11 protein-coding genes are annotated in these 13,404 nt (G+C 69.1%); 5 read left to right on the forward strand and 6 right to left on the reverse strand.

All coding sequences use genetic code 11. The annotated features are described in order from the left end of the window. Positions 1 to 3: 3 nt before the first annotated feature. Together EOW66_RS15815 and EOW66_RS15820 are read right to left on the reverse strand one after the other, a co-directional pair. Positions 4 to 393 carry an SgcJ/EcaC family oxidoreductase gene (locus EOW66_RS15815; protein ID WP_113898868.1) on the reverse strand — a complete coding sequence of 130 codons (390 nt, stop codon included), beginning with the start codon at positions 391 to 393 and terminating at the stop codon, positions 4 to 6. Further along, complete coding sequence (locus EOW66_RS15820; protein WP_128157262.1) at positions 390 to 1,775, reverse strand: FAD-binding oxidoreductase; 1,386 nt, start codon at positions 1,773 to 1,775, stop codon at positions 390 to 392. Before EOW66_RS15820 ends, EOW66_RS15815 begins: the two co-directional genes overlap by 4 nt. Before the next feature lie 229 nt (positions 1,776 to 2,004). Between EOW66_RS15820 and EOW66_RS15825 the strand changes: the two genes are divergently transcribed. Both EOW66_RS15825 and EOW66_RS15830 read left to right on the forward strand, forming a co-directional pair. Beyond that, positions 2,005 to 3,393 (forward strand): bifunctional enoyl-CoA hydratase/phosphate acetyltransferase, encoded by a 1,389-nt coding sequence (locus tag EOW66_RS15825; protein ID WP_128157263.1) that lies wholly within the window; start codon positions 2,005 to 2,007, stop codon positions 3,391 to 3,393. Beyond that, a complete protein-coding gene (locus tag EOW66_RS15830) occupies positions 3,390 to 4,565 on the forward strand; it encodes an acetate/propionate family kinase (protein WP_128157264.1) in 1,176 nt (391 codons plus the stop codon). Before EOW66_RS15825 ends, EOW66_RS15830 begins: the two co-directional genes overlap by 4 nt. Positions 4,566 to 4,607: 42 nt before the next feature. Here EOW66_RS15830 and EOW66_RS15835 read toward each other — a convergent pair whose 3' ends face one another. Next, complete coding sequence (locus tag EOW66_RS15835) at positions 4,608 to 6,407, reverse strand: aminopeptidase P family protein (RefSeq protein WP_128157265.1); 1,800 nt, start codon at positions 6,405 to 6,407, stop codon at positions 4,608 to 4,610. After that, positions 6,407 to 8,281, reverse strand: a complete 1,875-nt coding sequence (gene cobT / locus EOW66_RS15840; protein ID WP_128157266.1) for a cobaltochelatase subunit CobT — start codon at positions 8,279 to 8,281, stop codon at positions 6,407 to 6,409. The genes EOW66_RS15835 and cobT overlap by 1 nt, the downstream gene beginning before the upstream one ends. 199 nt (positions 8,282 to 8,480) lie before the next feature. On the opposite strand from cobT, the gene EOW66_RS15845 reads away from it, so the two are divergent. Next, the gene (locus EOW66_RS15845) at positions 8,481 to 9,065 is read left to right on the forward strand and encodes an NADPH-dependent FMN reductase (RefSeq protein WP_128157267.1); all 585 of its coding nucleotides are present in this window, start codon (positions 8,481 to 8,483) and stop codon (positions 9,063 to 9,065) included. 80 nt (positions 9,066 to 9,145) lie between these two features. On the opposite strand, the gene cobS is transcribed toward EOW66_RS15845, so the two are convergent. After that, entirely contained in the window at positions 9,146 to 10,120 is a 975-nt protein-coding gene (cobS, locus tag EOW66_RS15850; protein ID WP_113898862.1) for a cobaltochelatase subunit CobS, read from the reverse strand. A gap of 152 nt (positions 10,121 to 10,272) precedes the next feature. Between cobS and EOW66_RS15855 the strand changes: the two genes are divergently transcribed. Then, entirely contained in the window at positions 10,273 to 11,241 is a 969-nt protein-coding gene (locus EOW66_RS15855; protein WP_128157268.1) for a DUF808 domain-containing protein, read from the forward strand. A gap of 161 nt (positions 11,242 to 11,402) precedes the next feature. Here EOW66_RS15855 and EOW66_RS15860 read toward each other — a convergent pair whose 3' ends face one another. Next, positions 11,403 to 12,407 (reverse strand): Hint domain-containing protein, encoded by a 1,005-nt coding sequence (locus tag EOW66_RS15860; protein WP_128157269.1) that lies wholly within the window; start codon positions 12,405 to 12,407, stop codon positions 11,403 to 11,405. Positions 12,408 to 12,570: 163 nt separating this feature from the next. On the opposite strand from EOW66_RS15860, the gene EOW66_RS15865 reads away from it, so the two are divergent. After that, positions 12,571 to 13,350, forward strand: a complete 780-nt coding sequence (locus EOW66_RS15865; protein ID WP_128157270.1) for an SDR family oxidoreductase — start codon at positions 12,571 to 12,573, stop codon at positions 13,348 to 13,350. Positions 13,351 to 13,404 lie beyond the last annotated feature (54 nt).

Below are 13,404 nucleotides of genomic sequence, written 5' to 3' on the forward strand. Positions count from 1 at the left end.
CGCTCAGGCCTCGACGACGAATTGCGCCGCGATCACCTGCCAGCCGTCCGCCGCCAGGCCAAGCGTCGCGCACAGGATCGCGCCGATCCGGCCGGCGTCGGTGCCGTCGGCATTGACGATCCCGCTCAGCACGAAGCGCTGCATCACCACCACCGCCTCGCCGCCCGCGGGCCGGATCTTGGTCTTGCCGGTGACCAGCCGGGCCCGCGAGAAGGCGCCGGCAAGCTCGCCCGCGAACAGCTCGGCGATCTCGGCGCGGCCCTCGGCCAGGCCGCCGGTCAGGCTGAGAAAATCGGCGTCGGCGGCAAAGAGATCGGCCAGCGCGCGGGCGTCATGCGCGCCCCAGGCCTGGGCGAAGGCGCGCGGCAGGTCGTCGGGGCGGGCAAGGCTCATGCCGCATCCTCCGGCCCGGGGACGATCTTGCCGGGGTTGAGCAGACCCTGCGGGTCGAGCGCCGCCTTGATCTGTCCCATCACCTGCCAGGCCGCGGCATGCTCGGCCGCCATCAGCCCGCGCTTGCCGGCGCCGATGCCATGCTCGCCGGTGATCGTGCCGCCCATCTCGAGCGCCATATGGGCAAGGTCATGCGCCACCTCTTTCGCCTTCGCGAGCTCGCTCGCGTTGCCGCGCTCGAGCAGCAGGATGGCATGGAAGTTGCCGTCGCCGACATGGCCGAGGATCGGCCCGACAAGGCCGGCCCTGGCGATCATCTCGCGGCCGCGCTCGACCGCCTCGGGCAGGCGCGAGATCGGCACGCAGACATCGGTGATCAGCCCCATGCTGCCCGGTCGCGAGGCGAGGCAGGACAGATAGGCGCCGTGGCGCATCTTCCACAGCCGGTTGCGGTCCTCGGTGGTGGTCGCCCATTGGAAATCGGCGCCGCCCATTTCGGCCACCACCTCGCCGAAGCGGCGGCTGTCCTCGGCCACGGTGGCCTCCGAGCCGTGGAACTCGATCATCAGATTCGGCTTCTCGGGCAGGTGGGTGCCGTTGATCGCGTTGAAGATCCGCGCCACCTCCTCGTCGACGAATTCGATGCGCGCCATCGGAATGCCCATCTGGATCGTCGTCTGCACGGTCTCGACCGCCGCCTCGAGCGTGTCGAAGGCGCACACGGCGGACGAGATCGCCTCGGGCTGGCCATGCAGGCGCAGCGTGAGCTCGGTGATCAGCCCAAGCGTGCCCTCGGCGCCGAGGAAGAGCGCGGTGAGGTCATAGCCCGAGGCCGATTTCGCCGCGCCGGAGCCGGTGCGGATCACCCGCCCGTCGGCCAGCACCACCTCGAGCGCCGCCACATTGTCGCGCATCGTGCCATAGCGCACCGTGGTCGTGCCCGAGGCGCGGGTCGAGGCCATGCCGCCAAGCGTTGCATTCGCGCCCGGATCGACGGGGAAGAAGAGGCCGGTTGCGCGCAGTTCGGTGTTCAGCTCCTCGCGCGTCAGCCCGGGCTGGATCCGCACCAGCCGGTCCTCGGCGGAAAGATCGACGATGCGGTTCATCCGGGTGAAATCGACGGTGATGCCGCCTTTGAGCGGCAGTGCGTGGCCCTCGAGCGAGGTGCCCGCGCCCCAGCCGGTCACCGGCACGCCCTCGGCGGCGCAGATCTTCATCAGCGCCGCAACCTCTTCGGTGGTCTCGGGATAGACCACCGCATCGGGCGGGGTCAGCGGAAACCAGGCCTCGGAATGGCCGTGCGCCTCGCGCTCGGGCCGGGTCTGCGTGAACCGCGTGCCGAACAGCGCCTCAAGCGCCGTGATCGCCGCTGCAAGTGCCATTTTCACCTCCGCGAAATCCATGATCGGTTCCGTCTTATGACGTTGCGGCGGCCGGCGAAAGAGGCGGGAAAAAAACATGCGCGGCGAACCGCTCTTTGTCGTCGATCAAGGTTCGCCGCCGCGGCGCGCGCTAGAAGCGGGCCGAATGCCGCGGCGCAGCGTTGCGGTTGCAGAGACCCCGTCCGGTGGCCGATGATGCCGCGGACGACCAGACCGAAAGGAACGCGCGATGATTCTGGAAAACCGGATGTGGGACGAGTTGCAGCCGGGCACGAGTGCCGAGCTGCGCCGCCTGTGCACCGCCGACGACTTCTACGTCTTCGCCGCCGCCTCGGGCAATTACAACCCGCTGCACCTCGCATCCGAGGACGGCGACGGGGATGGCAAGCGCGAGGCGGTGGCGCCGGGCATGTTCGTGGCCTCGCTGATCTCGGCGGTGCTGGGCAATTTCCTGCCCGGCCCGGGCACGGTCTACAAGACCCAGACGCTGACCTTCCACGCCCGTGTGGTCGAGGGCGAGGAACTGATCTCGCGCGTCACCGTCACCGCGAAGGACGCGGACGGCACCATCCATCTGCACACCGAGGTGCGCCGGGTCGAGGATGACGCGCTCGTCGTCGAGGGCGAGGCGACGGTGGAGGCGCCGACGGTCAAGCTGCGCTTCGACGAGCTCGAGGTGCCCGGGCTGATCGTGCAGCGCCACCGCCATTTCGCAGCCCTGCTCAACGTCGCCGAGGGGCTTCCCGAACTCGACACCGCGGTCGTGTGCCCGGTCGAGGAGCACGCCCTTGACGGCGCGCTGATCTCGGCCGAGCACAAGCTGATCCGTCCGATCCTGATCGGCGACGGCGCCAAGATCGCGCGCGCGGCGGCAAGCCTTGGCAAGTCGCTCGACGGCTACGAGGTGATCGACGTGCCGACCGATGCGGCGGCGGCCAAGCTCGCCGTCGATCTGGTCAATCAGGGCCGGGCGAATGCGATCATGAAAGGGCATCTGCACACCGATGACCTGCTGCACCCGATGCTCGACAAGGCCTGCGGGCTGCGCATCGGGCGCCGCTTCACCCATGTCTTCGTGATGGACGTGCCGGGCGTTCCGCATCCGCTTCTGGTCACCGACGCGGCGATCAACATCGCGCCCGATCTCGCGACCAAGGTCGATATCGTGCAGAACGCGATCGAGCTGGCGATCTCGCTTGGCATCGAGGTGCCGAAGGTGGGCGTGCTGTCGGCGGTCGAGACGGTGAACCCGGCGATCCCCTCCTCGATCGATGCGGCGCTGCTGTCGAAGATGGCCGAGCGCGGCCAGATCAAGGGCGGTGTCGTGGACGGGCCGCTCGCCATGGACAATGCCGTCGACATCGGCGCGGCGCGGACCAAGGGGCTGCGCGGTGCGGTCGCGGGCCATGCTGAGGTGCTGGTGGTGCCGGGCATCGATGCGGGCAACATGCTGGCCAAGCAGCTTGCCTATATCAGCCATGCCGAGGGGGCGGGGCTGGTGCTCGGTGCGAAGGTGCCGGTGATCCTGAACTCGCGGTCCGACAGCGCGATGGCGCGCCTTGCCTCGGCTGCGGTCGCGGCGATCCACCACAACCGGGTGAAGGGGGCGGCGAAATGACCACGCGCGCGATCCTGACCGTCAACTCGGGTTCCTCCTCGCTCAAGCTCGGGCTTTTCACCGAGGAGCTCGAGACCCTCGCCATGTGCCACGTCGACCGCATCGGCCGGCGCGAGGCGGCGATGAAGATCCGCGACGCGGCGGGGCGCAACCTGCCGATGCCGGACCATGCGCCGACGGCCTTCCGCACCAACGGCGCCGCGCTGCGCACCGCGCTCGAGGTGTTCCAGACCGATTTCCCCGGGCTCGAGGTGATCGCCGTCGGCCACCGCGTCGTGCATGGCGGGGTGAACCATGCCGAACCGCTGCGCCTGACCGAGGCGACGATGAAGGAACTCGCCCGCCTTGCGCCCTTCGCGCCGCTGCATCAGCCGCACAACCTTGCCGGTGTGCGTGCCGCCGTCGACACCTTCCCGGGCGTGCCGAACATCGCCTGTTTCGACACCGCCTTCCACCGCGAGCACCCTTTCGTCAACGACACCTATGCACTGCCGCGGCGCTATTACGAGAAGGGCGTGCGGCGCTACGGCTTCCACGGGCTGAGCTATGACTACATCACCGGCGAGCTGGCCCGCACCGAACCCGATCTCCACGAGGGTCGGGTGGTGGTGGCGCATCTGGGCTCGGGCGCCTCGATGTGCGGCATGAAGGGCGGCCATCCGATCGACACCACGATGGGGTTCTCGGCGCTCGACGGGCTGCCGATGGGCACCCGCACCGGGCAGATCGACCCGGGCGTGCTGCTTTACCTGATGGATACCGACGGGCTCGACAGCCACGGGCTGTCCGAACTCCTTTACAAGGAGTCGGGGCTGCAGGGGCTGTCGGGCGTGTCGAATGACATGCGCACGCTCGAGTCCTCGGACGATCCGCATGCGCAGGAGGCGATCGACTATTTCTGCTTCCGCATCCGGCGTGAACTCGGCGGCATCACGGCGGCGCTTGGCGGCATCGACGGGCTCATCTTCTGCGGCGGCATCGGCGAGAATTCGGCCAATGTCCGGGCGCAGGTCTGCGAGGGGATGGAGTGGCTGGGCATCACCCTTGATGCCGAGAAGAACGTCACCCATGCGCGCGAGATCTCGACCGGCAAGACCCGGGTTCTGGTGATCCCGACGAACGAGGAAATCGTCATCGCCCGCGCCGCGGCACAGGTGCTCAAAACGCTCTGACGGCAGGGACGGACCGGAAAGGGCGGGTTTCCCCGCCCTTTTTCACAGCGGCGCGCAGGCCGCCTCGAGCCAGGCACGGGTGGGCGCGCTGACAAGCGGCGCGACGCGGGCCAGCACCTCGGCGTGATAGCCGTCGAGCCAGGCGCGCTCTTCATCGCTCAGCATCCCGGCGACGATCAGCCGGCGGTCGATCGGCACCCAGGTGAGGGTGCGGAAGCACAGCTGGTCGCGCCCGTCGCCGAGCTTCGGCGCCTCCTCGATCAAGAGCAGGTTCTCGATGCGGATGCCGAAGGCGCCCTCGCGGTAATAGCCGGGCTCGTCCGACAGGATCATGCCCGGGGCCAGCGCCACGTCCGAGATCCGCGAGATCCGCGCCGGGCCCTCATGCACGCACAGCGCCGCGCCGACGCCATGGCCGGTGCCGTGGTCGTAATCGAGCCCGGCCTGCCACAGCGGTGCGCGCGCCAGCGCGTCGAGGTCGCGCCCGGCGAGGCCGCGCGGCCAGCGCGCCCGCGCGAGCGCGATCATCCCGCGCAGCACGCGGGTGAAGGGGCCGCGCGCCTCTTCGGGCACCGGGCCGACGGCGAGGGTGCGGGTGATGTCGGTGGTGCCGTCGGGATATTGCGCCCCGGAATCGACGAGCAGCAGTTCGCCCGGGGTGACGGCGCGGTTCGTGCCCTCGGTCACCCGGTAATGCACGATCGCGCCATTGGGGCCGGCGCCGCAGATCGTGTCGAAGCTGATGTCGCGCAGCACGCCGGTTGCGCGCCGGCACTCCTCGAGCCGCGTCACCACGTCGATCTCGGTCAGCGCGCCCTGCGGCGCCTCGGCATCGACCCAGGCGAGGAATTCGGCGAGCGCCGCGGCGTCGCGCAGATGCGCGGCCTCCATCCCGGCGACCTCGGCCGGGTTCTTGCGCGCCTTCGCGGCAATGCAGGGGTCTTCGCCCGCCACCGCGGGGATGCCGGCCGCCTCGAGCAGCCGCCACACAGCGAGCGGCGCGGTGGCCGGGTCGACCTGCACCGGGCCCGACAGATCGGTCAGCGCCTCGGAAAAGGCATCGAAGGGGGCAAGCCGGACCTCGGCGCCGAGATGGGCGAGAAGCGCCGCGTCGAATTTCCCGGGGTCGGCGAACAGCGCAAGGCTCCCGGTTGCGTCGAGCAGGGCGAAGGCCTGCACCACCGGGTTGCGCGGGATGTCGGCGCCGCGGATGTTCAGCAGCCAGGCGATCGAGTCGGGCAGCGTCAGCACCGCGGTGCGCGCCCCGCCGGTGGCAAGCGCCGCACCAAGGCGGCGGCGCTTCGCGGCACTGTCCTCGCCCGCGAATTCGGCCGGGTGGATGCGGGCGGGGGCGCGCGGCGGGGCCGGGCGGTCGGTCCAGATCGCGTTGACGAGGTTGCGGCTCTCGGCCAGCGTGATGCCCGATCCGGCGAGCGCCTTCGCCAGTTCCTCGATCTCGCGGCGGGTGTGCAGCCAGGGGTCGAAGCCGACTTGCCCGCCCTGCGGCATCTGCTCGCGCAGCCAGGGGCCGGGTTTCACCTCGGGCCAGGGCACCGGGGTGAAGGCGGTCAGATCGACCTCGGCGCGGACCTGCACGCGGTAGCGGCCGTCGATGAAGACCCCGGCGCGGTCGGCCAGCGCGATGCAGAAGCCCGCCGAGCCGGTGAAGCCGGTCAGCCAGCCAAGCCGCGCGTCGCTTTCGGCAACATATTCGCCCTGAAACACGTCGGCGCGCGGCACGATGAAACCGTCAAGCCCCGCGCGCCCGATCTCGCGCCGCAGCGCGGCCAGACGCACGGGCCCGTTCGCCGGCGAGGATTTCGCGGAAAATTCCTGAAACATCAGCGTGCCGCCCGTGCGATGCCGAAGACGCGCGCGCGGGCCCGCGGATCGCTGTCGAACAGGCTTGCCAGCTGTTCGGTCATCGCGCCGGCCAGCTGCTCGACATCGGTGATCGTCACCGCGCGCTGGTAATAGCGCGTCACGTCATGGCCGATGCCGATCGCGATGAGCTCGACCGCGCGGCGCTTCTCGACCATCGCGATCACGTCGCGCAGATGCTTTTCGAGGAAGATCGCCGGGTTGACCGACAGCGTCGAGTCATCGACCGGCGCCCCGTCCGAGATCACCATCAGGATCTTGCGTGCCTCGGGGCGGGCCAGCATCCGCCGGTGTGCCCATTCGAGCGCCTCGCCGTCGATGTTCTCCTTCAGCAGGCCCTCCTTCATCATCAGGCCAAGGTTCGCGCGCACCCGCCGCCAGGGCGAATCAGCCGACTTGTAGATGATGTGGCGCAGATCATTCAGGCGGCCGGGCTGTTGCGGGCGGCCCTCGGCCAGCCATTTCTCGCGGCTCTGCCCGCCCTTCCAGGCGCGGGTGGTGAAGCCGAGGATCTCGACCTTGACCGAGCAGCGTTCGAGCGTGCGGGCGAGCACATCGGCGCAGATCGCCGCGATCGAGATCGGCCGGCCGCGCATCGAGCCCGAGTTGTCGAGCAGCAGCGTCACCACCGTGTCGCGGAACTCGGTGTCCTTCTCGATCTTGAAGCTGAGCGGCATCGTCGGGTTCGCCACCACGCGGGCGAGCCGGCCGGCGTCGAGGATGCCCTCCTCGCGGTCGAACTCCCAGCTGCGGTTCTGCTGCGCCTGCAGCCGGCGCTGCAGCTTGTTCGCAAGCCGCGAGACGGCACCCTTCAGCGGCTCGAGCTGCTGGTCGAGATAGGCGCGCAGCCGTTCGAGCTCGACCGGTTCGGCCAGATCCTCGGCACGGATCTCCTCGTCGAAGGCGGTGGTGAAGACGCGATAGTTCGGATCGGCCTGCGAGGCTGCGGGCGGCGCCGGCGGTTCGGGCGGCGCATCGGCGGGCATGTCGATTTCCTCGCCGAGTTCGTCTTCCGAGACCGAGTCGCTGCTCACCGCGCTTTGCTGCTGGTCCTGCGTCTGCTCCTGCGAGCTTTCGGCGCTGGCCTCGCTGTCGTCCTGCTCGCTCTGCTCCTGATCCTCGCTCTCGCCGTTCTCGTTCTCCTCGGCCTCTTCCTCGGGGTCGGCCTCGTCGTTCATCTCCTCGTCGGGGTCCTCGCCAAGCTGGTCGGCATAGCCGAGATCGGCGATCACCTGACGGGCAAGCTTCGCGAAGGCGGCCTGATCGGCGAGCCGGTCACTGGTCTGGGCAAGCGCGTCGCCCGCGGCCTCTTCCAAAAACGGTCGCCACAGGTCGAGCACATGCTCGGCCGCCGCGGGCAGCTTGCGCCCGGTCGCCAGCTCGCGCACCAGATAGCCCGCCGCCACCGCCAGCGGCGCCTCGGCCCGCGAGCGGATCTGCGCATAGCCCTTGCGCTCGGCCTCATGCGCGATCTTCGCGTCGATATTGGTCAGCGTGCCCGGCATCTCGCGCGCGCCAAGCGCCTCGCAGCGTGCCCCCTCCATCGCCTCGTAGAGCGCCCGCGCCATGTCGCCGGTGGGCAGGTAGCGCGCGCCAAGCGCGTCGTCGTGGTGGCGCCGGCGCAGCGCCAGCGCATCGCCGGTGCCACGCGCCAGCATGATCTCGTCGCGCGTCATCCGCCGGCTGACCTGCGGCAGGCGCATCTGATCGCCCGAGACCCCCGAAGGGTCGACGGAATAGCTCACCGTCAGCTCGGGCGCATCGGCGAGCGTCTTGGTCGCCTCGGCGAGGGCTTTCTTGAAGGGATCGGCGGGGTTGTCGATGGGCTTGCTCATGGCTCAGGTAAAGCACCCCGCCGCCCCCTCGGCAAGGGGTTTGGCATGCCGCTGCGCCCGGGCGCAGGGGCCCTTTCCCGGCTGCACCGGAAGGGTTCGATTTTGAACAGAACTCAGGCTTTGCGCCGGGCGCATCTGCGCTCATAGTAATGCCAGAAACGGGGCCGGGACGTGCCCCGTCGGACCACCGGAGACAGACATGACCCCCCCGAAGATTGCCATCATCATCGGCTCGACCCGCGCCACGCGCTTTGCCGACAAACCCGCCAACTGGTTTTTCGACTTCGCGACGAAGGAACGCCCCGACCTGAGCTTCGAGCTGGTCGACCTGCGTGATTTCAACCTGCCGCTGTTCAACGAGGCGGCCTCGAACGCCTGGATGCCCTCGGCCTCGCCCGAGGCGCAGGCCTGGCAGAAGAAGATCGCCGAATTCGACGGCTACATCTTCGTCACCGCCGAATACAACCACTCGCTGACCGGCTCGCTGAAGAACGCACTCGATCAGGCCTATGTCGAATGGGGCAAGAAGCCGATGGGCGCGGTGGGCTATGGCGGCGTCGGCGCCGCCCGCGCGATCGAGCATCTGCGCGCGATCGCGGTCGAGCTGCAGATGGTGCCGGTGCGCAATGCCGTGCATATCGGCGGCGGCGATTTCTTCGCGGTCTCGCCCTTGGGCCAGAACGGCGAGATGGCCTCGATCGAGGGCCATATCGCCGGCTCGGCGAAGGCGCTGCTCGAGGACATCGCCTGGTGGGCGAAGGCCACCAAGGCTGCCCGCGGCTGAGCCTGGTATTCCGAGACACCCCTCGCGAAACGAAACGGCGCGCCCTTGGGCGCGCCGTTTTTCATTGCTCTGGCGGCGGCTCAGCGCGCCGCGATCACCGCCGCCGATTCCGGCAGTTCCTCGTCGAACAGGCGCTGATAGAACTCGGCCACGGTCGAGCGCTCGAGCTCGTCGCACTTGTTGAGGAAGGTCAGCCGGAAGGCATAGCCGACGTTGCGGAAGATCTCGGCGTTCTGCGCCCAGGCGATCACCGTGCGCGGGCTCATCACCGTCGAGAGATCGCCGTTCATGAAGGCGGTGCGGGTCAGGTTCGCCACATGCACCATCTGCCCGATGATCTTGCGGCCCTTCTCGGTGTTGTAATGCGGCGCCTTCGACAGCACGATCGCGGTTTCCGCGTCATGGCTGAGATAGTTCAGCGTGGCGACCAGCGACCAGCGGTCCATCTGGCCCTGGTTGATCTGCTGGGTGCCGTGGTAAAGCCCGGTGGTGTCACCAAGGCCCACCGTGTTCGCCGTGGCGAAAAGACGGAAATATGGGTTCGGCGTGATCACCTCGTTCTGGTCGAGCAGCGTCAGCTTGCCGTCGGTTTCCAGCACGCGCTGGATCACGAACATCACGTCGGCCCGGCCCGCATCGTATTCGTCGAAGACGATCGCGGTCGGGTTGCGCAGCGCCCAGGGCAGGATGCCCTCGTGGAACACGGTGACCTGCTTGCCGTCGACGAGCTTGATCGCATCCTTGCCAATGAGGTCGATGCGGCTGACGTGGCTGTCGAGATTGACGCGCACGCAAGGCCAGTTCAGCCGCGCCGCGACCTGCTCGATATGGGTCGATTTGCCGGTGCCGTGATAGCCCTGGATCATCACCCGGCGGTTGTAGGCAAAGCCCGCGAGGATCGCCATCGTGGTGTCGGGGTCGAACTTGTAGGTCGGATCGAGGTCGGGCACGCGCTCGGTGCGCTCGGCAAAGCCCTTCACCTTGATGTCGCTGTCGAGGCCGAAGACCTCGCGCACGTCGATTTCTTCGGTGGGTTTGGCGTTCTGGTCGAGCATGGCGGGCGTCCTTATCCTGCAGTCGGATGGATTTGTGGACCATCGCACGGGGCCGCGCAAGGGGCGGATTGTCCCGGATACAGGCGGGCGTGCGCCCTTGCATCGCGGCGGCCCGCTTCATACCTTGCCGCAAACGATGGACGGGGTTTTCCATGAGCGGGCTTCTGGCGCTTCTCGACGACGTGGCGGGAATCGCCAAGATCGCGGCGGCAAGTGTGGATGACGTGGCCGGGCAGGCGGCGAAGGCCGGTGCCAAAGCGGCGGGTGCGGTGATCGACGATGCCGCGGTGACGCCGAAATATGTGCACGGCTTTGCCGCGGCGCGGGAACTGCCGATCGTCGGCAAGATCGCGCTCGGCTCGATCCGCAACAAGATCGTCTTCCTGCTGCCGCTGGCACTGCTTCTGTCGGCCTTCGCGCCCTGGGCGATCACGCCACTGCTGATGCTCGGCGGCGGCTATCTGTGCTTCGAGGGCGCGGAGAAGGTGCTGCACCTCTTCCGTCCCGCGGCAGCCGATGGCGCGACGGAGGAGACCGGCGACCCGGCCCATCTCGAGGCGGCGAAGGTCTCGGGGGCGGTGAAGACCGATTTCATCCTCTCGGCCGAGATCATGACCATTGCGCTGGCCGCACTGCCGGCGGGCCAGCCGGTCTGGATGGAGGCGCTGGCGCTCGCCGTCGTCGCGCTCGGCATCACCGCGGCGGTCTATGGCGGTGTGGCGCTGATCGTGAAGATGGACGACATCGGGCTCTGGCTCGCCCGCAACGCGCGGCTCGCGCCGACCCGCGCCTTCGGCCGCGGCCTTGTCCAGGTGATGCCGGGGTTCCTGTCGGGGTTGATGGCCGTGGGCACGGCAGCAATGCTCTGGGTCGGCGGCTCGATCGTGCTGCATGGCGCGGCCGAAACGCTCTGGGCCGCGCCCTACGAGGCGATCCATCACCTTGCGCTCGCGGTGGGGCATGGGGTGGGCGAAAGCCCTGCCGGCACCGTCGAATGGCTCGTCACCGCCGCCTGCGACGGGGTCTTCGGCCTTGCCTTCGGCATGGTTCTGGTGCCGCTGGTGACGAAGGTCATCGATCCGGTGATCGTGCGGCTGACCGGCAAGGGCGGCGCGCACTGAGGCCGGGCGGGGGGCGCTGCCCCCTCGGCCCTTCGGGCCTCACCCCCGGGATATTTCAGGCAATTGGAAGCGAGAGCCTGCGCCCATCTTCCAATTGCGTCAAATATCCCGGGGGTGAATTTTGCCGTCAGGCAAAAGAGGGGGCAGCGCCCCCTGCGGCCTCAGTCCCTGTCACGCGGCTTGAAGATCTTCGCGCGGCCGACACGTTCGACCGTCTCGCGCCCGGCCTCGGTGCCGAAATGCGGCTTGTGCTTCAGGTCGGGCAGGCGGGCGCGGATCTCGGCGGTCAGCTCCTCGGGCAGCAGGCCGAGCGTCGCCTCGCTCACCATCAGGCTCTCGACCGGGATGCCCTCGGCATAGATGATCTCGTGCCGGTCGAAGACCAGCGCGTAATAGTCGACATAGCCGCCCTCGCGCCGCCAGACATGCTCGCCATCGACGAGGTGCTTGGCCTGCACGAGGATTTCCGAGGTATCGCCGATCCGCCGCTCGCCGCGCCGGTAGAGGAAGATCCGGTGATGTGGCGAGACGATCAGGTCGCCCTCGTTGCCAAGCGTGCCGGCCGAGATCACCACGGGGGCGAGCGAACCGAGCGCGCGCAGCGTGGCGCGGGCGACAAGGCGCACCGGCTGCGGCCCGGAATCGCGGGTCAGCACCCGGTCGCCGGCCTGCAATGCCTCGATCGGCCGCTGCGCGCCGCCGGCCATGGTGATCATCGTGCCGGTGGTGAAGGCGACGCAGACGAGGTCGCTCAGCCGCGCCGAGCCGGGGTCGTCATGCGCCTCGAGCAGCGTGTAATCGGTGCGCGCCGCGATCGGCGACAGCGGCAGGGCATAAAGCGCGCCGCTCGCTTCGTTGCGCAGCAGCAAGATGTCGACGGTGTCGCCCTCGGGCGTCATCATCACATGGCGCGCGACGATGGTGATCGCATCGCCCGGGCGGTCGACCTCGGAGCCCGGGGCGATGCGCTGACAGCCCGCGCCGTTCTCCGCCTCGAGCAGCAGCCTGAGCGGCGTGGCGCCGCGCTCGAGCTGATAGACATCGCCCGCGATGCTGTGCGCCGGCACGTCGATCGCGTCGCCCTGGTTCGCCCCCGAGGTCACCCAGATCAGGTCCGCGTCGAAGACGTGGACGGTCTGGGGCGGCAGGGCCTGGGCTGCGGTCATGGTTTGCTCCCTGTTCCGGGGCAGGCGCCCCGGCAAGGCCTGAGAAGACCTGTGCGACGGTAAAGCAACTGCAATGGCTTGCGTCAAGGGCGCGTGGCGCATTGCCTTTCCCCCCGTCTCCGGTGTTTCCTGCGCCGACCACGAACGGAAGACGGAGGGGACAATGGATCTGGGGATCAGGGGCAAGCGCGCGATCGTCTGCGCAGGCTCGAAGGGGCTCGGGCGCGGCTGCGCCGAGGCGCTCGCGGCGGCCGGGGTGGAGATCGTGCTGAACGCCCGCGGCGCCGAGGCGCTGACGGCGACGGCGAATGCGCTCGAGGCGCGCTATGGCGTGACCGTGGTGCCGGTCGCGGCCGACATCACCACGGCCGAGGGCCGGAGCGCGGTGCTGGCGGCCGCGGGCGCGGTCGACATTCTGGTGAACAATGCCGGCGGTCCGCCGCCCGGGCTCTGGAGCGAGTGGTCGCGCGAGGATTTCCTGCGCGCGATCGACGCCAACATGCTCAGCCCGATCGCGATGATGCAGGCCTGCCTGCCCGGGATGATGGAGCGCGGCTGGGGCCGGGTCGTCAACATCACCTCGGCCGCGGTGCGCGCACCGATCGCGCAGCTCGGGCTGTCGAATTCGGCGCGGGCGGGGCTGACCGGATTCGTCGCCGGCACCTCGCGCCAGGTTGCCCATGCCGGCGTCACGATCAACAACCTGCTGCCCGGCATTCATGCCACTGACCGGATGATCGCGCTCGACAGCCGCGCCGCGGCCGAGCAGGGGATCACCCTCGAGGCGGCGGCGGCGCGGCGCGCGGCGGCGATCCCGGCAGGCCGCTTCGGCACCCCGGCCGAGTTCGGCGCCACCTGCGCCTTCCTGTGCTCGGTGCATGCGGGCTTCATCGTCGGGCAGAACATCCTGGCCGATGGCGGCGCGGCGAACCTGACGCTGTGAGCTTGCACGGGCGGGGCGGGGATGCTAGGGCAAATCCCGAGTTTTTCACTCGGG

The organism is Paenirhodobacter huangdaonensis (genome assembly GCF_004022465.1).
In the GTDB taxonomy this organism is placed as follows: domain Bacteria; phylum Pseudomonadota; class Alphaproteobacteria; order Rhodobacterales; family Rhodobacteraceae; genus Rhodobacter; species Rhodobacter huangdaonensis.